Here is a 20,408-nt window from a genome sequence, read left to right as displayed (position 1 = left end):
GGATCTCTCTTCTCAAAAATAATAAAAGGGAATTAGATCTCTCCAGTGTCCAATTGGATGGAAGCCATACCCGAAGTAAAACAGGTGGAGAATCGGTAGGTTATCAGGGAAGAAAATCATCCAATACGACTAATTGTATTTTTCTATGTGACAATCAGGGACAAATGCTGTCAATGGGAAAGCCAATAAGTGGAGAGCATCATGATCTTTATAATATTGAAGAAACTTTAGAAGAGATTGTCGCTCTTCTAGATGCGTCTGATATAGAGGTTAAAGGATTATTTCTCAATGCAGACTCTGGTTTTGACAGTAAAAAACTTAGAGATATTCTCTATAAAAAAGAAATTATCGGAAATATCAAAGAAAATCCTCGTAACGGGGATACAAAAAATGAAAAGTACTTTGATAATGAGTTATATAAAAGAAGATTCAAGATAGAGAAAGCCAATGCTTGGTTGGATAGTTTCAAAGCGCTGTTAATAAGGTTTGAAAAATTGAATATCACTTGGATAAATCTACATTATTTAGCTTTCTCTATCTTATTTCTAAGAAAAATAAAAGTTTAAACAGGTTTTATTTTAAGTTACATTTCATAATGAATCAATAACAAAAATATTTCTTCATCGAAACTCTGAAAGGATTTATGCTAATTTTACATTAACTGCGTTCAATCCTCTCTCTCCTTTTTGAATATCGAAAATTACTTTATCGTTTTCACGGATTATTCCTGAGCCTAAACCAGAAGAGTGTACAAAAATATCTTTACTTCCGTCTTCCGGAGAGATAAATCCGAAGCCTTTTGCTTCGTTAAAAAATTTTACGGTGCCTTGTTGCATTGTAATTAGTATTAAAAATTGTATATTATTATCTGTAGACTTTACAGATTAATTTTTGAAAAAAGACTTACAGGCATTGTAAATCCTATAAGATTCTGAATATTTATCAAATCTGTACGTTCATCTGCCGTACAAAAAGAAACAGCTGATCCCGAACTTCCAATCCGTTCAATTCTTCTGAGGTAGGTTTCAGGAACATCGGGTAGCTCATAATTTACTACATGTAAAAGCTCATCAATATCAAAAGCTTTTGCGGCAATGTCTGTTGTGATCAGTGCTTTTATTTTATCATTTTTAAAATCCTCCAAAGCATTTTGTCTTGCAGCCTGTGATGTACTTCCATGAAAGGGTTCTGCAAAAATACCCACATTCTTTAGGCGTCTCACCAATTCATTGGCGGTATATTTTGAATGAAGAAAAACAAGTGATCGCTGTGTATTATTATTTTGAAGTAAATCTATCAAAAGTTCTGTTTTATCTCTCTTTTCCACAAAATATACAGACTGCTGAATACTTTTTGGAGTATACGTTTTTTTTCTGGTGATAATTTCAACAGGATTAGAGAGTATTTCTGACAGAAACCTTTGAAGCTTATCCGAGATTGTCTCATAAAATACCAATGTCTGTTTTTTTTGCGGTATGAGTTTGAGAATTTTTTTAAGATTATCAATTATCCCTGAATTGCACATAGCATCTGCATCGTCCAAAACAAGTATTTCTATCTTAGACAGGTCTATATTTCTTCTTTGGCTAACATCCAAAAGCCTTTCCGGGGTAGCAATAAGAAGATCCGTTCTGTTTCTGAGTGCCGCAAGCTGGCTTTCAGCTGAAAATTCTTCTGTGATCGTTAGTTTTAGTAACGGTAAATATTTGCTGTAAATATCAATACAATCTTCTATATTCTTCGCTGACTCTATGGAAGAAGTAAGTATCAAGGTACGGATTTTAGTATGTTCAGGGGTGTTTTTTTTCAGTAATTGCAAAATAGGAAATACAAATGCTTCTGTTTTACCTTCATTATTTCCCACAAAAGCTAAAATATCTCTACCCTCCAAAATTTTAGGAATTGCAACACACTGTATTTCACAAGGTTTAGAACAACCTGCTTCTGAAATAGCACGAATGAGCGGATTGATTAATTTTAAATTTTTGAAACTTATCATACAATTTACGAATAAGTCTGTATTTGTAGACAAATTCATTTACCAGAATAGAAAATGGCTGTTCAGGATATTTGACCTCACCTTCTCTAACATTGATGGATAGCAATCATATTATATCTATGGCTCAATGAAACTTTTACAGATATTCTTATTCTTAAAAAATTTTGATAATAAATGGCAGCTGAAAAGCAATACTGAAATAAAAAACAATGATTTAAACTATAACAGAACAGCGAAGGCAGAAACCTGTTTGGATGAATGCTTTTGCAAATGTATAATAAAAGAATTATAAAACACTCAATATAATTAGCTGATTATCAAAATTTTATTCGTAGCTTTCGCACATACTAATTGTTTGCATAAAGCGGATGATTTTAAATTCACTCCTATGCAGACTTCAGCCATCACTTCTCCACAGGCGCAATTGTTTCCGTCACATTCTTCAACACAGGTAAGAATTGCCTATTTTATTATGATTCATCACAAGCCGGATGTTTTTAAGGAAATGTTTCGGCAGATTTATACAAGAGATCAGTTTTATCTTATTCACATAGACCGTAAAGCGAAGGCTGAAATCACTGAAGAAATACAATTATTTCTGGTACAATTCCCGAATGTATATCTTCTGGAAAGTATGAATATTGTTTCCGGAGGTTTCAGTATGATTCAGGCAGAGCTTAATGCCATGGAATTTTTGCTCAATGTAAATCAGGATTGGGACTATTTCATCAATCTGAGCGGCGAAGATTTTCCTTTAAAATCACAAAACATCATCCGTAAATTTTTAACTCTAAACAATGGTAGAAATTATCTGTTTTATTATGACCAAAAATTCTACAGACCCGATACCTTGAAAAGAGTACAAAATCATTTTACCGAACTTACCCATAAAATTTCGTCATTGATCTACAAAAGATCATTTATGAAAGGTGTAATACCTTATATTGGAGGCAAATGGTTTATATTCACCAGAGAAACATGCTCTTTTATGACCAACAATAAGCGGGTGATGGATTTTGAAGATTATTATCTTCATACTTTTTTGCCGGCAGAATCTTTTTTTCAGACAGTACTTATGAATACTGCTTTCAAAGATATCATTGTAAATGATGATAAAAGAGCAGTCATTGAAAAAGTATTTTTCAACAAAAAACAATTCACAAAAGATTTCATAGATTCTCTGAGAACAGGGAATCAGCTTTTTATCAGAAAAATTAATATAGATGCAAACGAAAATATCATTAATTATATAAAAGACAGCTATCATGATCCGCTTCCGGAAATTGATGAGATTGAAAGGGAGCTAAGAAGAACTAACCAACAAAACAATTAACAATTTTAAGTTTTTACAACAAAATAAAAAGACAGTTTTTCTGTAAAAAAACTGCCTAAATATAATTGTTTAAAACTAATTAAATTTTGTACTGAATTTTTTAAGTCCAGGGATCCAGAACAACCTTCACACAACCATCTTCTTTTTTATCAAAAAGTTTATAACCTTTAGCGACATCATTCAATGATAATCGATGAGTTATGATGTCATCTAATTTCACTTCTCCGTTTTCCACATGCTTCATCAGTTTATCAATGATAGCATGAACAGGAGCCTGTCCTGCTCTCAGAATAATACCTTTATCAAAAATTTGTCCGAGTCTGAAATTATCATAATTGACGGCATAAACCCCTAAAACAGAAACTGTTCCGCCTCTTCTTACGGCACTCATACAGGCTTCGAGAACTTTCATCGAACCTTTTTCAAAATTGATAACGGCTTTTGCTCTGTCAAGAAAAGAACGTTCCGGCTCAAATCCCACTGCGTCAATACAAAGATCGGCACCTCTGCCTTTCGTTAAATCACGTATTTTTTGAACTGTAGAATCTGCATCTTCCCAAAGAATGGTTTCACATCCGGTGAGAGCTTTAATCTGGTCTAATCGGTATTGTAAAGTATCAATCACTATTACTTTTCCTGCATTGTGAAGAATGGCACTTTTAACCGCCATTGAACCAACCGGTCCTGCTCCGAAAATCGCAACCGATTCACCACCTTTCAAGTCACCCCACATGACGCCGGTATATCCCGTTGGAAAAATATCGGTAAGAAATAAAGCCTGTTCATCAGTAAGAAGATCAGGAACTTTTCTCGGTCCGAAATTCGCATAAGGAACTCTCACATATTGCGCCTGACCGCCATTGTAACCTCCGTAAAGATCTGTATATCCAAACATTCCGCCTCCTTTTTCCGTCATAATTCCTCCCTCGGGACCATAATTTTCCGGATTTGAATTTTCGCATCCACTTGGTAAATCGTTCTGACAAAAGTAACAACATCCACATGCAATTGGAAAAGGAACCACTACCCGATCACCTTGGTGTAAATGCGTAATATTTCTTCCCTTTTCTACCACTTCTCCCATAAATTCGTGTCCCATCACCATTGGTCTTGGTTGCGGAATTCCTCCGGAATACATATGCAGATCGCTTCCGCAAATGGCTGTAGAGGTTACTTTAAGGATAATATCGTTTTCGTCCTGAATAACAGGATCATCTACTGTATCGCAGGTAATTTTACCTGGTGCGTGAAAAACAGCTGCTTTCATAATTTAAATATTTTGTGATTTGGTGTGTTCTTATTTTATTCCGTTTCTTTCTTTCTCGAATTCCCAGGCTCTATGTGAAGCAACTGCACGGATGAATTTTTCATCACCGCCGTTATTTTCTTCCAGAATAACCGCATAATCTTTATGATCCTGTTTATAGATATCAGTTTGTTCATAGATCAGCTCAGTATTTTTGTCAAAGAACAACGCTTTGCAATGTCTGTATGCTTCGTTTATGAAATCAACCACACTGTTTTTGTAATCCGGCTGAAGCCAGTTTTGCGAAGAAGTTTCTCCCGGTGCCACATAAACGGCATCGAAGCAAACACTCATTGTACTTGAGATAGAATGTTGCGGCCCGATAAGAGATCCATCATCCGCTTTTACGGGAGCCATTTCCGGAGCGACAAACTGAATGACACCACCTTCTTTTTCTATTTTATCAAGAAAGTCGGTCACTCTTTTCCCATCACATCCGTCTGCTACCAAAACCGCAATAATTCTTGATTCTATGGAATCTTTAACCGTATTTTTCATGCTTAACGCATCAGATACAGCGATTTTAGGCTCACGCTCTTCACTCTGCAATATTGAAGGATCTGCATCAGCAGGAATACTTCCGTTCGGTTGTGTTAGAGGTTTTACTTCAACCCCTAATTTCTGTGCAACAATTTGCGCTAAATCTTTATTAATAAAATTCAGCTGACCCACCATTCTTTCTCTGATGGCGTGAATCGTCACTTTAGACAATTCGAATATCAAAGCTTTCTGAAGATGAGTTTTTTCCGGTTCTGACTGGCTGTTGTAGAATAATTTAGCCTGAGAATAATGATCAACAAATGATTGGCTTCTGGCTCTGATCTTTGTTCCGCTGATTTTTTCACCATAAGAGGTAAATCCACCCTCTTTCATCATTGCCTGAAACGGACAACCGCCACCAATGGAATTTGGCTCGTAGCTTACTTTTCCTTTTGCAATCTGCTGTCTCATGTGTCCGTCACGCTGGTTATTATGCACCGTCGGAACTGATCTGTTAATTGGAATCTCATGAAAGTTTGGTGAGCCCAATCTTGATAACTGAGTATCTGTATATGAAAATAATCTGCCTTGCAACAAAGGATCATTCGTAAAATCTATTCCCGGAACAATATGTCCTGGGTGAAATGCGATCTGTTCTGTTTCAGCGAAAAAATTATCTGGATTTCTGTTTAAAGTTAACGTACCGAAAATTTCTACCGGAACCAGTTCTTCTGGAATAATTTTCGTAGGATCTAAAAGGTCAAAATCAAAATCGTGCTCGTTTTCTTCAGGAACAATCTGTACGCCCAAATCCCATTCTGGAAAAGCTCCGTTTTCGATAGCTTCCCAAAGATCTCTTCTGTGAAAATCAGGATCTGCACCCGAAATTTTCTGAGCTTCCGGCCATGCTACGGAATGAACTCCTAATTTTGGCTTTAAATGAAATTTAACAAAGAATGCTTCGTTCTGCTCATTGATAAATCTAAAAGAATGCACTCCGAAACCTTCCATCATTCTGTAGCTTCTCGGGATGGCTCTGTCGCTCATTAACCACATGATCATGTGCATACTTTCGGGCATTAAAGAAATAAAATCCCAAAAAGTATCGTGCGCAGATGCAGCCTGCGGAATTTCGTTGTCAGGTTCAGGCTTTACTGCGTGCACAAGATCGGGAAATTTCATGGCATCCTGAATAAAAAATACAGGCATATTGTTCGCAACAAGATCATAATTGCCTTCTTCGGTATAAAATTTTATGGCAAAACCTCTTACGTCCCTTGCCAGATCGGTACTTCCTCTGCTTCCTGCAACAGTAGAAAACCGTACAAATACAGGTGTTTCTTTTCCCGCTTCAGACAAAAATTTTGCACGGGTGTATTTCTCCATGCTTTTGTGAAGTTTAAAAACACCATGTGCTCCTGAACCTCTTGCATGAACAATTCTCTCAGGAATTCTTTCGTGGTCAAAATGTGTAATCTTTTCTCTTAAAATAAAATCTTCTAAAAGTGTAGCTCCACGATCTCCGTCTTTCAGAGAATCCTGGTTGTTATTTATTTTAAGTCCCTGATTAGTGGTAAGCTTCTGATCGGAATTATCGGTTTTATAATAACTTAATTGATCCTGCTTTTCGTTTTGTGGTTTGTTCTTATCCATATTAATGATTTGTGGTTGTATTGTTGAAAAGTCATAAATAAAGGTATTGACTGATGCTGTATCAGTCAATATATGTGTATTTAATCTATAATTCTGTGCAGAACTTTGTCAATGAGACATTCTATCAGATAAACGAAATATGGAAAAGCACCCCGATTCAATTAATAATATGGGCATTAAACTAAGAAAAACCCGGGGTGCAGAATAATAAGAGTTAGAATTATAAATAATAATTTTTTTTAAACTATCTTCTCGTAGAAGTAGCAGCACTATCCCGCATCGTATTTGCAGAATCTGTTCTTCCCGGGGCAGGAGCATTCATTGCTGCTGTATCTGTTGGAGGTAATGCCATGGATGTATCAGCAGACATATCAGCAGTTGACATCGTGTCGTTGGTCGTATTTTCTTCAGTTTTTTGTTTTGAACAGCTGATCACTGTTGCACCCAGAAAAAGGGCAGTAAGCAAATAGGTTTTCATATAATAAAATTTTGTAATGTTTGGTTGATTCAAATTTAATCTAATATTTTCCCACATCTTATGACCTCAGTCATAGAAAGCATTTTTCCTTATTTTATACAGATACCACAAATATTTTTATAATCGGAAAATAATATTTTTTGGTCTTATTATTGAATGACAGCCATTACACCATTCACCTAAATATCCTGTTATGAAAAAACATATTGTCATCATAGGAGGAGGTTTTGCAGGTATCAATCTTGTTAAAAGTATTGCCCGCAATAAAAACTTCAGAATAACTCTTGTAGACAGAAATAATTATCATTTTTTTCCTCCTCTTATTTATCAGGTGGCCACTGCTTTTATTGAGCCTTCTCACATCAGCTATCCTTTCCGAAAGCTTTTTGCTAAATATGATAACGTTAACTATCATATGGGAAGTCTGAAAAATATTGATACGCAGACTCAAAAAATCGAAACGGATACCGGAGAAATTTCCTATGATTATTTAGTGGTTGCATTAGGTACAGAAACCAATTTTTTCGGCCTTGAAAATGTTGAAAAATGTGCCCTTCCGATGAAAACTATTCATGAAGCTTTATATCTAAAAAACCATCTTTTGATGAGTCTTGAAAAAGCAGCGAGAAATAAAAATTTACACCGTGCAGAACGTCTTCAAAATATTGTAATTGCAGGCGGTGGCCCGACAGGCGTAGAACTTGCAGGAATGATTGCTGAAATGGGAGCATATATTGCCGAAAAAGAATATCCGGAAATAGAGCTGAACCTTTCCCACCTTTATCTTGTTGATGCACTTCCTACACTGCTTTCACCGATGAGTGATGCTGCAAAAAAAACAGCGTATGAAAATTTAAAAAAATTAGGCGTCAATATTTTGCTGAATGTTTCGGTAAAAGATTATGCAGACGGAAACGTCATTCTTTCAGATGGTAAAAAAATAAAAACAGAAACCCTGATCTGGACTTCAGGAGTGATCGGCCGGAAAGCTCCCGGGATTCCTGAAACCGCTTTAGGAAAAGGCAGACGATTATTGGTAGATGAGTATAACCGTGTTGTGGGATTCAGTAACATTTATGCTTTGGGTGACATCTGCCTGCATTTAAGCGATAAAAATTTCCCGAAAGGTCATCCTCAGGTTGCTCAGGTTGCTATTCAGCAGGCAAAATTAGCCGCTAAAAACATTATAAGACAGGAAAATAATGAGACTCTTCAGCCATTTGTTTATAACGACAAGGGAAGCATGGCCATTATATCTAAATACAAAGCAGTGGTTGATCTTCCTAAATTTTCTTATACAGGATTTTTTGCGTGGTTAACATGGCTTTTCATCCACATTATTCCCTTAACGGGATTCAGAAATAAAATAAGGCTCGCTTTCGAATGGTTTAGGCTATTTATCACCAATAATCCTTCAATCAGGATGATTTTACAACCAAGAAAAAATACTTCTGAAGGCTAAGACAACAGCAAGTAGAGTATTGCATTATTAATTAAAATAACAATTATGAATATCAAAAACATTTCAAGAATAGCTTTAGGCGGAATGCTTATCGCAGCAGGAATATCACATTTAACGATTGCAAGAAAAGAATTTCAGGCGCAGGTTCCCGAATGGGTTCCGCTGAAAAAAGATGACACCGTGGTTTATTCTGGTATTGCAGAAATTCTTTTGGGAACTGCTGTTGCGGTTGCTCCGAAGAAACAAAGATCTCTCATTGGTGCTGTTGCCGCAGGATTTTTTGCAGCAGTATTTCCCGGAAATCTTGCACAATATCAAAACAGAAAAGACGGATTCGGTCTTGATACCGATGAAAGACGCTTTGCTAGATTGTTTATGCAGCCTCTTTTAATGGCATGGGCAATTACATCGACTAAGAAAGATAAAATTTAATTTAAAAATAAATCATTATGGTAAAAAAAATGCTCGCAGGTTTAGGGGGAGCTATTGCACTCAACCTTCTGCACGAAATTATCAGAAAAAACTTCAATAATGTACCACACATCAATGAACTTGGCGAAGAAGCTTTGCAAAAAGTCACAGAATCTACTCCGTTGGAAATTTCTGATCCGGACAAATTATATGCAGCAACTCTTGCGGGAGATATTGTAAGCAATGCTATTTACTACGGAACTACCGCTACCAATCACAATTTCACAAGCGGACTTGCCGCTGGAATCGGAGCGATTGTCTTGCCTCAAAAAATGGGCTTAAATGATCAGCCGGTTGCAGAAAACAATCAAAAGAAAATCATGACGGTAGGCTATTACCTCTTCGGGGCTCTGGTGACGAAATTTATTTACGATAAAATAAAATAGAAAAAACCCCTTGAAAAAAGGGGTTATCTAATTAAATCATAGAAAAAACTATATAGATGTTGTTCTATGTTATTCAAAGCTAATTATAATTTATAATCGAGATTATAAGTATAATCAAAGCAATCGTTTAAAAGCAGATTTTCCCGTTAGAAATCATGAGTTTTTTTTCCTGTTCAAGCTTTTTTACTGTTCTGATCACCGTTTCAACACGTAAACCCGTAAGACTTGCCAGCTGCTGTCTGGAAAACGGCACCACATATTTAAAAGGTTCCGTAATATTATTGTGGGATTTCAAAAATTCAAGCACCTTAAAAATTCGGTATGACGGGCTATTCACCGATAATGTACTTAGCATCTTATATCGATAAAACATTCTTTCTGCTGTATAACTCATAAGACTTTTCATGATGTCTGCTCTTGCATTAAGCATATTCATAAAATTGGTTTTGGCTACCTTTATAATTTCCGTATCCGTAATTGCCACTGCATTGACGCAATAAGGAATATCTCCCCATAAAAAAGTTTCGGCAAAGCAATGACCATCGGACGGCAGGCTGTAGATAAATTCGTTTCCGTCATCACGGTAAGTATTAAGCTTTACAATTCCCGACCGAATCTGGTAATAAAATTTCGGAATCGCATTTTCCATTAAAATTGTTTCTCCGGCTGCGTAGTTTTGTGTATCTGCACCATGTTCAATAAGTATCTCTTCGTCAATAATCATAGAAATTAATCAATATATAAGTATTCCAGCAAAATTTCAGGAAAGTGAATTATCTATGTCCACTTGAGCAATATTACCGCAGCAAAAGTAGAGAACGAAAGCTTTGGAGTTTATGACCTCTGACATAAACAGTAAATCTCACTCATATTCTTTAATAAATTCCCTATTTATAGTGATATACACTAATTGGCAACAACAAAGGCAATGGATAACCCGGGTTTATTCTTCGGTTCAGGAATTTTCTATTTATGCTTAAAAATTTTCACTATTATTAAACAAAAACCAGTCTTCAAGGCATGCTTCTTGTAATATTTGTTAAAAATATTATTATGGAAAATTCAAAAGCAATTGATGTGCTTAATGATCTTCTGCACATCACCAATGACAGAATAAAAGGTTTCGAAAGAGTGGAAGGAAAAGTCTGGGAAAGCTATTCAGACCTTAAAGGAGAATATGATAAAATGATTTCACAATCAAAAATCATGAAAAATGAAATTATTGATCTGATCACTCATAAAGGCGGAACCCCGGATGAAGATACGACTTCCGTTGCAGGAAATCTCCACCGTACGTGGATCGACATTAAAAATTCTTTACCTGTTACCAATAATGATCAGGAAACGCTGGAAAATGTAGTTTTTGGTGAAAAACATGCCATTCAGGCCTATGAGGAGGCACTAAAAAGTGAAAACTTATGCCCGGAAAGCTCAAAAGTAATTTCAGATCAGCTTAAAAAACTGCGTGTTTCTTATAACCAGTTCAGCAACATTGAGCGATACAGAAATAAAGAAAATTAATTTAAACAAAAGAATAATAAAATGGATTATAAAGAAGCTCTGAAACACAAAAATGAATCTCTTAAAAATGCAGATGAAACGGTACTTAAGCAATATCATCTAGTTATTGCACCCGCCAATACAGATGAAAGCAAAAAATTTATTGACGACTTTTTAGAAAACCCTGAAAAATTCGATGATGAAAGCTGTAAAAAATATTCTTCCGACGGTCTTTTTGAAGTAATAAGTTTCAAAAAAGATGAGGAAGAATAATTTTAAACCTGTTTAAATTAAAATCCAAATGCTTACAGATTCAGGATGAACGGTAAAAATTGCTTCACCGTTTTCATCACATTCTATTATTTCATTACGATGGCCAAGAAAATCTCTGAACTTTTGTTTTGCAAATCGGCTTCCCAAGCTGATTTTTTTTCTATCGACCTTACCATTTGACAAAATCACAAGACAGGAATTCTTCTCCGAATTTCCTTTTCTGAGCCAGGCAATACAGTTTTTATCATCAAAAAAATTGATTTGTTCTCCGTAGGCAAATTTTTGTCTCGCTTCCAATAATTTAGGAAGTGCTTCAACTTTAGGAATGATAATTTTCTGCTCTTTTCCATCTATAATGTCGGTATATTGAGCGCCGTACAGATCTGCATAAAAAATACACGGATAGGCTTTTTCGGACAATAAAATAATCGCATACGCCAAAGGCTTGAACCACTCTTCAATCGCAGATTCCAGCCCTTGTAAAGGTTGTGTATCATGATTTTCAACAAATGAAACTGAAAAAACAGGATTTTTTTCTAAAAATGTATTTTTTAGAATACTACGCAGATCATAGTCGCTTTTTTCTCTTGATGCATTGAAAAAATTATAATGGAGCGGTGCATCAAACAAAGAAATAAGATTCTTCATACGATCTGAAAAATTTGTAATCTTATCCGGATCATCCTTCCAGAATTCGCCCATTACATAGATGTCTTCATTAATTTCTGTTTTAATGTAATGAATAAATTCTTCCAGAAAATCGGATGAAATATGCTTCAGCGCATCCAGCCTTAAACCATCAGCCTTTGTCGTTTCAATATACCATCTGATCCAGTTTTTCATTTCCCGGACGACCTCCGGATTTCGATATTCAATATCGGCTCCCATCAGATAATCGTAATTTCCGAACTGATGGCTTACAGAATTGTTCCATCCAGTTCCATAGTCATTATGAATTTTAAATATTCCTTTTTGTTTTTTACCTTTTTTTTCAATAATATCAACTCCGCTAAAACACTGATGATCCCAAATGAAATCTGAATAGATTCCTTTCCTTCCCGGAAAAGTAAAGCGAGTCTGAACTTCAGTATGAAATGGTTCGCCGATTTTCTTAGTACGGTCTTCTTCATCAATCTGCTGAACAGATATCATTTCTTTTTCATCTGCACCCATTCTGTGATTGAGAACGATATCTGCATACACCGAAATCTGATGTTCATGAGCTTTTTTAATAGCATTCAGATACTCATTTTTTGTTCCGTAACGGGTTCTGATGGTTCCCTTCTGGTAAAATTCACCCAAATCATACGAATCATAGATATCGTAACCTCTTCCTTCCAGTCCGAGCGCACACTTATTGGCAGGCGGAAACCACACTGCAGAAATTCCAAGTTTACTTAAACTTTCTGCTTTCTCCACAAACTCATTCCAAAGATCACCTTCGTAATACCAGTGAAAAAACTGAATGATTACTCCATTTTCCTTCTTCATTCTTATGTTTTAGCCATTTACAATAATTCCTCCGTTCGGATGCAAAACCTGTCCTGTGATCTGAGCCGAAGCTTCAGTGGCAAGAAAAAGATAGCTTGGTGCGATTTCTTCCGTTGATGCATTTCTTTGTAAAGGAGGCTTGCTCTCATCTTCTTCTTCCTCGCCAAAAGTTTCTTTCGTAAGAGGTGTAGCTACAGGTCCTGGAGCCACGGCATTCACCCTTATTCCTTTCGGTTTCGACTGTAAAGCCAGAGATCTTGTAAAAGAAACAATCGCTCCTTTTGTAGCAGAATAATCTAATAGTTCTTCGTGACCCTGATAAGCCACTGCCGAAGTTGTATTGATCACACTGCTTCCTTGTCTTAAATGAGGGAAAACCGCTTTTGTAAGTAAAATCATCCCGATAATATTTGAATTAAAGGTGGTACGAATATCTTCTTCCTTCAATTTTGAAATATCATCCTGCGGAATCTGAGTTCCTGCATTATTGATCAGGATATCTATTCCTCCAAATTTTTCAACAGTTTCTTTCACCGCTTTTTCGCAGAAATCGTTTTCGTTGACATCACCTTTTATAGTAATACATTCAGTTCCGAGAGCGATGATCTCTTTTTTTGCTTTTTCAGCATCTTCATCATCACTGTAATAAATGATAGTTATATTAGCGCCTTCTTTGGCAAAAAGTAATGCTATTGCCTTCCCTATTCCACTGTCGGCTCCCGTAATAAGAGCGGTTTTGTTTTTCAACTGTAAATTGTTCATTATACTATTTTTTTAATTATTTGTCTTGAGATTGGTGTTTATGCAATTGGGTCTTGAAGCATCCTAAAATAAATTCGGAATAGTAAGCCTGTGCATTTTGAGGCTCAGTTCTGGAATGCAGGTCGAGCCGTTTGGTGTAAATCACCGAATTTTTATAGCTAAAACTAAACCATGCGAATATTTTGTAATCCGATTCTTTTACCGGAGTTGCGTAACCTGTGACTGCAATTCCCCAATCGGTGCCGAAAGATTCTGCAACATTGGTAGCCATTATCTCTGCAATGTGATCAGAAACACAATCACAGCTTTCTGCTTCTTGCTTATTTACTCTTAAGAACTTAACTTTTTCTTCCAGCGTATAGGCGGTAATTCCACCTTTATAAATTTTTGAAGCATCAATCATCTGTGAAAATGAGAACTGCAAAAAACCTGAAGTAACACTTTCGGCGACTGATACCGTTTCATCCATATCTAATAACAACTGACCGATATCGGCCAGCAGATTTTTTTCAATCTCCATAAATATTTTTTTAATAACTTAAAGAGAAAAGTATTTTCTCTTTATTCCGTTTCATGAATCCTATTGATTTTAGCAGGTGGTGCTATATAAAGTATAGCTTCTGAACGCTTATTTTTATGACGGATGACAGATTATTTTTGTTTTCATATTAAAATGTATTTGGTGTTGCATTTAGTGATAGCCGAATTTAATAATTAAAAATTCTGTGCACTATGTTTGTAATCATGTTTCCCGAAAATCATTTATGTACCACATTTTAACAATTTCCGGGTTGATGGTCTGAAAATTGTAATTTTTAAAACCACAAATCAATTAAACAAAATATTTTATGGAAACTAAAAATGCACCAGCTAAAAAAAGTACGACGAGAAAAGCTACAAAAACAGCAGCAAAATCAACTTCTAAAGCTCCAGCCAAAAAAGATGCCGCAAAAGATCTGAGTGATCTTTTTGAAGACTCATTAAAAGATATTTATTGGGCAGAAAAAGCTTTGGCAAAAGCATTACCGAAAATGCAGAAAAATGCTACTGACCCAAAACTAAAAAAAGCAATTGGTGATCATTTAGAAGAAACCAAAGATCATGTAAAAAGACTTGAAGCCTGCTTTAAAGCTTTAAAGAAAAAAGCACAGGCCAAAAAATGTGATGCGATGCAGGGACTTTTGGATGAAGGTAAAAGCATCATGGAAGAAACAAAACCAGGAGCAGTTCGTGACGCAGGAATTATTGCAGCCGCACAGAAAGTTGAGCATTACGAGATTGCTACTTATGGCACACTCGCTGCTTATGCTAAAATTTTAAAGGAAAAAGATTGTCTGAAACACCTGATCTCAACATTGGATGAAGAAAAAAACTGCAATAATCTTCTCACGAAAATTGCAGATACCAATCTCAATTCAAAAGCGATTAATGATTAATCATCAAAATAAGTAAAAAGATCCGGTTGGGTCTTTTTTTTAGCCCTTTACTTTTTTGTCTGCTTTCTTGTTAATTGTTATGACCAGGATCATAATATACGCAATGTCAATATTTTAAATATTTAAATCATTGCCGTTGGTCTTAAAATTGCAAATTATAAAGATAGAAATCATTCATCAAATTACTTCAATACAGATTACTATGCCTTTAGATGAAAATACAGAAATCCGTGGCGGACAGGGGCAGGTTTTGAACCCTGAAACCTATCGTGACTCGATCGGAACTATGGAGCAATCGGGAAAAAGAAAATGGGTTTTCCCTAAAAAGCCAAAAGGAAAATATACCAATTACCGAACGATTGTTGCCTATATTCTTTTGGCATTTTATCTGGCGGTTCCATTCATTAAAGTCAACGGCAACCCGTTTTTGCTGCTGAATGTCATTGACAGAGAATTTTTCATTGCAGGACAGCCTTTTTATCCTCAGGATTTCTTTTTATTAACTTTAGGTGCGATTGTAGGATTAGTTTGCATCATCATCTTTACTCTTGCGTTTGGAAGAATTTTTTGTGGCTGGATTTGTCCGCAAACTATTTTCCTTGAAAGCGTATTCAGAAAAATAGAATTTACGATCGAAGGTGACCGGAACAAACAGATGAAGCTCGACCGACAGGAATGGAACGCAGAAAAAATCTGGAAAAAATCATTAAAATGGTCAATCTTCTTTTTACTGTCATTAATTTTTACACATTTCATGATGATGGTGATTGTCGGCTATGAAGAAGTTTTCAGAACGGTTGCTGAAGGTCCTATTGCACATCCTACCAATTTTATTGTAATTATTCTTTTCACAGCTGCTTTTTATTTTGTTTTTGCGTGGTTCAGAGAGCAGGTGTGTACGTTAGTCTGTCCTTACGGAAGACTTCAGGGTGTTTTAATTGATAAAGAAACGATTAATGTATTTTACGATTATAAACGTGGCGAAAACCGGGCAAAATGGAGAAAAGGTGAAGACCGGAGAGCAGTAGGAAAAGGTGACTGTATCGACTGCTTCCAGTGTGTAGTAGTTTGCCCGACAGGAATTGACATCAGAGATGGTCAACAGCTTGAATGTGTAAACTGTACAGCCTGCATTGATGCCTGTGATGAAGTCATGGTAAAAGTAGGTCTTCCGAAAGGCTTGATACGATATGCATCCGAAAAAGAAATCGAAACTGAAAAACCCACCCGATTTACAGGAAGAATGAAAGCTTTCATGATCTTGCTGATTGCCTTACAGCTATTTTTAGGATTTTTGCTCTATAACCGTGGTGACCTTGAAGCTAAATTTATAAAACCCGCCGGAAGCACATTTTTTGTACGCGACGGGTTAATCACAAATACCTATAATTATACTTTTCTGAATAAGTCAAATGACAAGAAAATACTTACCATCAAAGTAATTGAGCCTGCTCATGGTGAAATTATCTACAGTGGATCAAGCAAGATCACGGTGGAAAAAGATAAGATTGCGAAGGGTACAATTAGCATTACTTTTCCTGAAAAAGAGATGAATTTGTCTAAACAGAACATTACCATCGGAGTGTATGATCTGAAAGGAAATCTTGTAGACTCTTATGACACATATTTTGAAGGGCCTTTTAAAATACAGTTCTAAGACTATTTCAAATGAGTTTATTTAAAATCTACCAATCCTTTTGTTAGACATTTCCATTGTATTTTAGAAAATCCGAGCATTCCGCCAACAGCAATCAATATATTTCTGATACAGTTCAAAAATCCTGATTTCAGATTAGGATATTCGTTTCTGCCATAAATTCCGGCTTTCAATATATTATTCTGTTTTGATACAATAAATGTGGAAGTTGCTGCACTGGAGTAAAAATGAGCAATTTTCCGAGAATGCTTTTTTTCCGGATCAGCCGAAGGTCTGCACTGAATCATCACACGGTCTGAAAAATCGGCATCTATCATTACGATCTGAACCCAGTCGAAAGATCTACCCTCACTTCCACCCGGACCGGGAATATCAATTCTGATATAATCTCCAATTTTAGGCAATCGCTCTACCATTTTTCCTTCAGAGTCACAAAGCTTAAAATCTGTTGTGCTTTCGCTGCAGTATTTTCTCCAGTTATTGATCGCAAAAAGACGCTGTTTCAGGATATTGTATTTCTGATTGGTTTCTTCAGTATTCTCAATCTCTTTGATGCTTTCCGTATCATGAAAACTTCCTTTAAAATGTAACGGAACTCCGGGAATATTTTTAGGTTTCATTCTGATTTACTTTAAATAATTAAGGCGTTTCATCATTGGGCATATCGACAGGTTTCGATTCTGGCGAACCTTTTTCTCTGAGCCAGATCGACAGAATGACCAACGAGAAAACTGCCAGAAATTCGCTCTGCCAGTTTTGTAAAGATTCAAACCAGAATCTTGACTCTGAAAGATAATCATACCATCGGGAGAGAGATTCACCTTTCATGAGCTTCTCTGTATTTTCGTCTTTAAAACTTCCGTAAAAATGCAGCAAAAAACTCATCAGGAATAATATTGCAAATGCTGCCGATAAAGAATGCTGGTAAATTTTAAGATAAATGCCACCTTTTTTTACAGGCCATGGTGCATCCGGATGAGGTTTCGGTTCTCTGTCAACATCTTCAGCTTCTGTCAAAGATTTTGATTCGCTGGAACCTTTCTGCCTTAATGAAACTGTGAGAAGTACATACAGCATCATCTGAAGAAATTCGCTTTCCCAGTTTTCGAAGGTAGCCTGTATGAAATGCCCGCTTGTAAAATATTCAGCAAAACTTAATGAAGGCTGCCCGAGTTCCGTCAGTTCTTTATTTTCGGTAGTAAAACCGGTGAAAAACTGACCGATCAGACATAATATCATTAATGCGAATAAAACAATTCCTAAACTGTTGTTATAAAAAAATCCTTTTTTAAATGTTTTCTTCTTCTCCATTTTCATTAAAACGTATTCTCTGTAAACCTTCAGTAGACGGTGCCGTAAGCAATCTCCCGGTTACCGCAAATCGTGAACCGTGACATGGGCAATCCCAGCTTTTTTCGGCACTGTTCCAATGTACATCGCAATAGGTATGCGGACAGGTACTTTTCAGAATGTGGGTTTTGCCTTCGGTTTCTTTGTAAATGGCATACGATTCACCCTCATATTTTACTACTTTTGCTTCACCATCATTTAGCTCAGAAAGGCTGTTTATTTTTTCTTTGAATAATTTATCTTTCACAAAATCGGCTGCAGAGCTTACATTTTCTTTAATAAAACTGGCAAACCCTGCCATTGGTTTAATTCTGCCCGGATCGAAAAGCTTTTCGTATTTGCTATTATTTCCCATAATTAAATCCGAAATTACTTTAGAACTAATGGTTCCGAAAATCATTCCGTTGCCACGGAAACCCGTCGCAGCGTAAATATTTCCTTTGCTTCCGGGAAGTTTTCCGATGTAGGGCATTCCGTCCACCGATTCATAATACTGACTCGACCAACTGTAAGCTGCTGCTCCAACATCAAAATATTCCCGGACATAATTTTCAAGGTTCGAAAAACAGGTTCCGGTATCTTGCTCATGACCGGTTTTGTGATCTTCACCCCCTGCAATCAGAAGTTTTTTACCGTCAACAATCTGCGTTCTGTAATATCGGTAAGGATCATAAAGATCATACATAAGATCTTCAGAATATTTATTATCTCCGATTTCAAAAGCAATGGCATAACTTCGGTAAGGAGCCGCCATCAAATGAAGAACATTTACACCGGGTGGAATATGGGTTGCATAGACAAGATTTTTCGTATTAAATAAGCCTTTTGAAGTTTCTACTGATATTTCGTTATCTTCTTCAGAATGATTTAAACAGGTACACTCTTCCAGAATAATTCCGCCTAAAGAAACGAAGGCTTCTGCCAGCTTTTTAATATATTTAATCGGATGAAACTGTGCCTGATCTGGAACCGAAGCAACACTTACAAACGGAACGGGGAAAGAAACAACATCGCAGAATTTCATTTCTATTCCGACTTTTTCTGCTCCTTCGATCATTTTTTTAAGCTTTTTATTCTGCTTTTCGTCCAAAGCAAAAATATAACCTGTCTTTTTCTGAAAATCGCAGTCTATATTATGCTCAGAAATATTATTCTGAATGATTTGAATGGCTTCTTTTCCGACCTCTGCCAAAAGTTTCGCGTTTTCTTCACCGAAATCACTGATGGCCTCATCAAAAGTAGTGTCGAAAAAAGTATTGAGATGAGCGGTGGTTCCGCCCGTTGTTCCAAAACCGATGTTGGAAGCTTCAATCAAAAGACATTTCTGACCTTGTTTTTGCAGTTCTAGGGCTGTAGAGAGCCCTGTAATTCCGCCACCAACTATAATAACATCGAATATCTTATTATTTACAATCTGATCATCTGAGGAAAATCTTCTGATTTCTTCCTGCCAGATACTTTTTCTTGCTCCGTCTCTAAACATCTTTGTATTTTTTTATTTAAATTTTAAATTAAGCTTCATCAGCAGGTTTCTGCATTTCGTTCATACGATAGGCAGCCATGCTGTCTGAGGCAAGGTTTGACATGGCGACCGTAAGTTTATTTCTCAATCCTGAAATAATTTTATCATCACCATTCATTAAAGCTCTGAAACCATCTTCGGCAACTTCTTCGGGAGTAGAAAAATTTTCTTTGTCTTCCATAATTTTACTGCGATTCATATCTGCTTTGTTGAAAAAATCGGTATCTGTAGGTCCGGGAAGAAGTGCAGTCACTGTAATTCCTGTATCTTTCAGCTCTTCACGGATGGCTTCAGACCAGGAAAGGATAAAAGCTTTTGTCCCATGATACACCGATTGCCACGGTCCGGGAGCTTTGCTTGCGATGGACGCAAGATTTAAAATCTTTCCTGAATTTTGAGGAAGACGGTCTTTCAGAAATAATTTAGTTAAAATAAGCACTGAAGCGATATTGAGATTTACCATATCGATTTCACGGTGAATTTCTGTATCCTGAAATTTCCCATATAGACCCTGTCCCGCATCATTGACGAGAATTTCGGGACTGATATTGCTTTGCTTTAAATCAGCATATAATGAATAGGCATCTTCTGTATTGAATAAATTCTTGGCCAAGGTGATGACATTAATTCCAAAATGTTTAAACTCATTTGCCCTGTCTCTTAAAGCATCATGATTCCGACCTACAATGATAAGGTTGTAACCTTCTTTGGCGAAACGTTTTGCCAGTTCGTAACCTATGCCGCTGCTTGCACCGGTAATCAGTGCATATTTGTTATTATGATCCATAGGTATCTGTTTTAAAATTAAAAAAAGAAAAAGCCACACGACAAAATTTGCCGTATGGCTGT

The 20,408-nt window shown here is 36.3% G+C and carries 22 protein-coding genes; 9 read left to right on the top strand and 13 right to left on the bottom strand.

All coding sequences use genetic code 11. The annotated features are described in order from the left end of the window. Window positions 1-566: transposase (locus ACR1PN_RS06475; protein ID WP_433979339.1), on the top strand; the 566-nt coding region annotated here is incomplete at its 5' end. Window positions 567-641: 75 nt separating this feature from the next. On the opposite strand, the gene ACR1PN_RS06470 is transcribed toward ACR1PN_RS06475, so the two are convergent. After that, the gene (locus tag ACR1PN_RS06470; RefSeq protein ID WP_378174580.1) at window positions 642-836 is read right to left on the bottom strand and encodes a cold-shock protein; all 195 of its coding nucleotides are present in this window, start codon (window positions 834-836) and stop codon (window positions 642-644) included. Window positions 837-877: 41 nt separating this feature from the next. Next, window positions 878-1,999, bottom strand: a complete 1,122-nt coding sequence (locus ACR1PN_RS06465; protein WP_433979338.1) for a DEAD/DEAH box helicase — start codon at window positions 1,997-1,999, stop codon at window positions 878-880. A 388-nt stretch (window positions 2,000-2,387) separates the two neighbouring features. On the opposite strand from ACR1PN_RS06465, the gene ACR1PN_RS06460 reads away from it, so the two are divergent. Then, the gene (locus ACR1PN_RS06460; RefSeq protein WP_433979337.1) at window positions 2,388-3,332 is read left to right on the top strand and encodes a beta-1,6-N-acetylglucosaminyltransferase; all 945 of its coding nucleotides are present in this window, start codon (window positions 2,388-2,390) and stop codon (window positions 3,330-3,332) included. 100 nt (window positions 3,333-3,432) lie between these two features. Here the strand turns inward: ACR1PN_RS06460 and ACR1PN_RS06455 are convergent, their stop codons facing one another. The 3 genes from ACR1PN_RS06455 to ACR1PN_RS06445 form a co-directional block, all read right to left on the bottom strand. Next, window positions 3,433-4,599 carry a zinc-dependent alcohol dehydrogenase gene (locus tag ACR1PN_RS06455; RefSeq protein ID WP_433979336.1) on the bottom strand — a complete coding sequence of 389 codons (1,167 nt, stop codon included), beginning with the start codon at window positions 4,597-4,599 and terminating at the stop codon, window positions 3,433-3,435. Between the two features lie 30 nt (window positions 4,600-4,629). Then, a complete protein-coding gene (locus ACR1PN_RS06450; protein WP_433979335.1) occupies window positions 4,630-6,771 on the bottom strand; it encodes a catalase in 2,142 nt (713 codons plus the stop codon). Window positions 6,772-7,015: 244 nt separating this feature from the next. Next, window positions 7,016-7,249: a hypothetical protein gene (locus ACR1PN_RS06445; protein WP_378174596.1), complete on the bottom strand. Its 234-nt coding sequence runs from the start codon at window positions 7,247-7,249 to the stop codon at window positions 7,016-7,018. A 193-nt stretch (window positions 7,250-7,442) separates the two neighbouring features. On the opposite strand from ACR1PN_RS06445, the gene ACR1PN_RS06440 reads away from it, so the two are divergent. The 3 genes from ACR1PN_RS06440 to ACR1PN_RS06430 are packed head-to-tail and all read left to right on the top strand — an operon-like array spanning window position 7,443 to window position 9,568. Further along, a complete protein-coding gene (locus ACR1PN_RS06440) occupies window positions 7,443-8,711 on the top strand; it encodes an NAD(P)/FAD-dependent oxidoreductase (protein WP_433979334.1) in 1,269 nt (422 codons plus the stop codon). Between the two features lie 45 nt (window positions 8,712-8,756). Beyond that, on the top strand, window positions 8,757-9,143 hold the full coding sequence (locus tag ACR1PN_RS06435; protein WP_433979333.1) for a DoxX family protein: 387 nt from the start codon (window positions 8,757-8,759) through the stop codon (window positions 9,141-9,143). Between the two features lie 17 nt (window positions 9,144-9,160). Continuing rightward, window positions 9,161-9,568, top strand: a complete 408-nt coding sequence (locus tag ACR1PN_RS06430) for a hypothetical protein (RefSeq protein WP_433979332.1) — start codon at window positions 9,161-9,163, stop codon at window positions 9,566-9,568. Window positions 9,569-9,695: 127 nt separating this feature from the next. On the opposite strand, the gene ACR1PN_RS06425 is transcribed toward ACR1PN_RS06430, so the two are convergent. Beyond that, window positions 9,696-10,292, bottom strand: a complete 597-nt coding sequence (locus tag ACR1PN_RS06425; protein ID WP_433979331.1) for a Crp/Fnr family transcriptional regulator — start codon at window positions 10,290-10,292, stop codon at window positions 9,696-9,698. A 329-nt stretch (window positions 10,293-10,621) separates the two neighbouring features. On the opposite strand from ACR1PN_RS06425, the gene ACR1PN_RS06420 reads away from it, so the two are divergent. Both ACR1PN_RS06420 and ACR1PN_RS06415 read left to right on the top strand, forming a co-directional pair. After that, entirely contained in the window at window positions 10,622-11,089 is a 468-nt protein-coding gene (locus ACR1PN_RS06420; RefSeq protein ID WP_433979330.1) for a PA2169 family four-helix-bundle protein, read from the top strand. Window positions 11,090-11,110: 21 nt separating this feature from the next. Then, window positions 11,111-11,341, top strand: coding sequence for a hypothetical protein (locus tag ACR1PN_RS06415; protein ID WP_378174614.1), 231 nt, complete (start codon window positions 11,111-11,113; stop codon window positions 11,339-11,341). A 12-nt stretch (window positions 11,342-11,353) separates the two neighbouring features. Here ACR1PN_RS06415 and ACR1PN_RS06410 read toward each other — a convergent pair whose 3' ends face one another. The 3 genes from ACR1PN_RS06410 to ACR1PN_RS06400 are packed head-to-tail and all read right to left on the bottom strand — an operon-like array spanning window position 11,354 to window position 14,114. Beyond that, window positions 11,354-12,832, bottom strand: coding sequence for an alpha-amylase (locus tag ACR1PN_RS06410; protein ID WP_433979329.1), 1,479 nt, complete (start codon window positions 12,830-12,832; stop codon window positions 11,354-11,356). A 9-nt stretch (window positions 12,833-12,841) separates the two neighbouring features. After that, on the bottom strand, window positions 12,842-13,594 hold the full coding sequence (locus ACR1PN_RS06405; RefSeq protein ID WP_378174620.1) for an SDR family oxidoreductase: 753 nt from the start codon (window positions 13,592-13,594) through the stop codon (window positions 12,842-12,844). 16 nt (window positions 13,595-13,610) lie between these two features. Beyond that, window positions 13,611-14,114 carry a CinA family protein gene (locus tag ACR1PN_RS06400; RefSeq protein ID WP_433979328.1) on the bottom strand — a complete coding sequence of 168 codons (504 nt, stop codon included), beginning with the start codon at window positions 14,112-14,114 and terminating at the stop codon, window positions 13,611-13,613. A 328-nt stretch (window positions 14,115-14,442) separates the two neighbouring features. Between ACR1PN_RS06400 and ACR1PN_RS06395 the strand changes: the two genes are divergently transcribed. Beyond that, entirely contained in the window at window positions 14,443-15,030 is a 588-nt protein-coding gene (locus ACR1PN_RS06395) for a ferritin-like domain-containing protein (RefSeq protein ID WP_378174626.1), read from the top strand. 202 nt (window positions 15,031-15,232) lie between these two features. Then, window positions 15,233-16,687 (top strand): cytochrome c oxidase accessory protein CcoG, encoded by a 1,455-nt coding sequence (ccoG, locus tag ACR1PN_RS06390; protein ID WP_433979342.1) that lies wholly within the window; start codon window positions 15,233-15,235, stop codon window positions 16,685-16,687. Between the two features lie 17 nt (window positions 16,688-16,704). Here the strand turns inward: ccoG and ACR1PN_RS06385 are convergent, their stop codons facing one another. Genes ACR1PN_RS06385 through ACR1PN_RS06370 form a run of 4 tightly spaced genes read right to left on the bottom strand, consistent with a single transcriptional unit; the run spans window position 16,705 to window position 20,346 of the window. After that, complete coding sequence (locus tag ACR1PN_RS06385; RefSeq protein WP_433979327.1) at window positions 16,705-17,307, bottom strand: hypothetical protein; 603 nt, start codon at window positions 17,305-17,307, stop codon at window positions 16,705-16,707. Window positions 17,308-17,326: 19 nt separating this feature from the next. Then, entirely contained in the window at window positions 17,327-17,998 is a 672-nt protein-coding gene (locus tag ACR1PN_RS06380) for a DUF6766 family protein (RefSeq protein ID WP_433979326.1), read from the bottom strand. Continuing rightward, a complete protein-coding gene (locus ACR1PN_RS06375) occupies window positions 17,976-19,520 on the bottom strand; it encodes an FAD-dependent oxidoreductase (RefSeq protein WP_433979325.1) in 1,545 nt (514 codons plus the stop codon). Before ACR1PN_RS06375 ends, ACR1PN_RS06380 begins: the two co-directional genes overlap by 23 nt. Before the next feature lie 28 nt (window positions 19,521-19,548). Then, the gene (locus ACR1PN_RS06370) at window positions 19,549-20,346 is read right to left on the bottom strand and encodes an SDR family NAD(P)-dependent oxidoreductase (protein WP_378174641.1); all 798 of its coding nucleotides are present in this window, start codon (window positions 20,344-20,346) and stop codon (window positions 19,549-19,551) included. Between the last annotated feature and the right edge of the window lie 62 nt (window positions 20,347-20,408).

It is taken from the genome of Chryseobacterium sp. RLHN22, from assembly GCF_051011795.1.
In the GTDB taxonomy this organism is placed as follows: domain Bacteria; phylum Bacteroidota; class Bacteroidia; order Flavobacteriales; family Weeksellaceae; genus Chryseobacterium; species Chryseobacterium zhengzhouense.
Note: the sequence above shows the minus strand (reverse complement) of the source record. Positions and strands in the feature narration are given on the sequence as shown.

Coding starts and splice junctions, on each gene's coding strand:
- ACR1PN_RS06380 (WP_433979326.1), bottom strand. CDS start 17,998: ATGGAGAAGAAGAAAACATTTAAAAAAGGATTTTTTTATAACAACAGT.
- ACR1PN_RS06410 (WP_433979329.1), bottom strand. CDS start 12,832: ATGAAGAAGGAAAATGGAGTAATCATTCAGTTTTTTCACTGGTATTAC.
- ACR1PN_RS06470 (WP_378174580.1), bottom strand. CDS start 836: ATGCAACAAGGCACCGTAAAATTTTTTAACGAAGCAAAAGGCTTCGGA.
- ACR1PN_RS06420 (WP_433979330.1), top strand. CDS start 10,622: ATGGAAAATTCAAAAGCAATTGATGTGCTTAATGATCTTCTGCACATC.
- ACR1PN_RS06405 (WP_378174620.1), bottom strand. CDS start 13,594: ATGAACAATTTACAGTTGAAAAACAAAACCGCTCTTATTACGGGAGCC.
- ACR1PN_RS06425 (WP_433979331.1), bottom strand. CDS start 10,292: ATGATTATTGACGAAGAGATACTTATTGAACATGGTGCAGATACACAA.
- ACR1PN_RS06445 (WP_378174596.1), bottom strand. CDS start 7,249: ATGAAAACCTATTTGCTTACTGCCCTTTTTCTGGGTGCAACAGTGATC.
- ccoG (WP_433979342.1), top strand. CDS start 15,233: ATGCCTTTAGATGAAAATACAGAAATCCGTGGCGGACAGGGGCAGGTT.
- ACR1PN_RS06440 (WP_433979334.1), top strand. CDS start 7,443: ATGAAAAAACATATTGTCATCATAGGAGGAGGTTTTGCAGGTATCAAT.
- ACR1PN_RS06450 (WP_433979335.1), bottom strand. CDS start 6,771: ATGGATAAGAACAAACCACAAAACGAAAAGCAGGATCAATTAAGTTAT.
- ACR1PN_RS06385 (WP_433979327.1), bottom strand. CDS start 17,307: ATGAAACCTAAAAATATTCCCGGAGTTCCGTTACATTTTAAAGGAAGT.
- ACR1PN_RS06430 (WP_433979332.1), top strand. CDS start 9,161: ATGGTAAAAAAAATGCTCGCAGGTTTAGGGGGAGCTATTGCACTCAAC.
- ACR1PN_RS06370 (WP_378174641.1), bottom strand. CDS start 20,346: ATGGATCATAATAACAAATATGCACTGATTACCGGTGCAAGCAGCGGC.
- ACR1PN_RS06395 (WP_378174626.1), top strand. CDS start 14,443: ATGGAAACTAAAAATGCACCAGCTAAAAAAAGTACGACGAGAAAAGCT.
- ACR1PN_RS06465 (WP_433979338.1), bottom strand. CDS start 1,999: ATGATAAGTTTCAAAAATTTAAAATTAATCAATCCGCTCATTCGTGCT.
- ACR1PN_RS06435 (WP_433979333.1), top strand. CDS start 8,757: ATGAATATCAAAAACATTTCAAGAATAGCTTTAGGCGGAATGCTTATC.
- ACR1PN_RS06400 (WP_433979328.1), bottom strand. CDS start 14,114: ATGGAGATTGAAAAAAATCTGCTGGCCGATATCGGTCAGTTGTTATTA.
- ACR1PN_RS06415 (WP_378174614.1), top strand. CDS start 11,111: ATGGATTATAAAGAAGCTCTGAAACACAAAAATGAATCTCTTAAAAAT.
- ACR1PN_RS06460 (WP_433979337.1), top strand. CDS start 2,388: ATGCAGACTTCAGCCATCACTTCTCCACAGGCGCAATTGTTTCCGTCA.
- ACR1PN_RS06375 (WP_433979325.1), bottom strand. CDS start 19,520: ATGTTTAGAGACGGAGCAAGAAAAAGTATCTGGCAGGAAGAAATCAGA.
- ACR1PN_RS06455 (WP_433979336.1), bottom strand. CDS start 4,599: ATGAAAGCAGCTGTTTTTCACGCACCAGGTAAAATTACCTGCGATACA.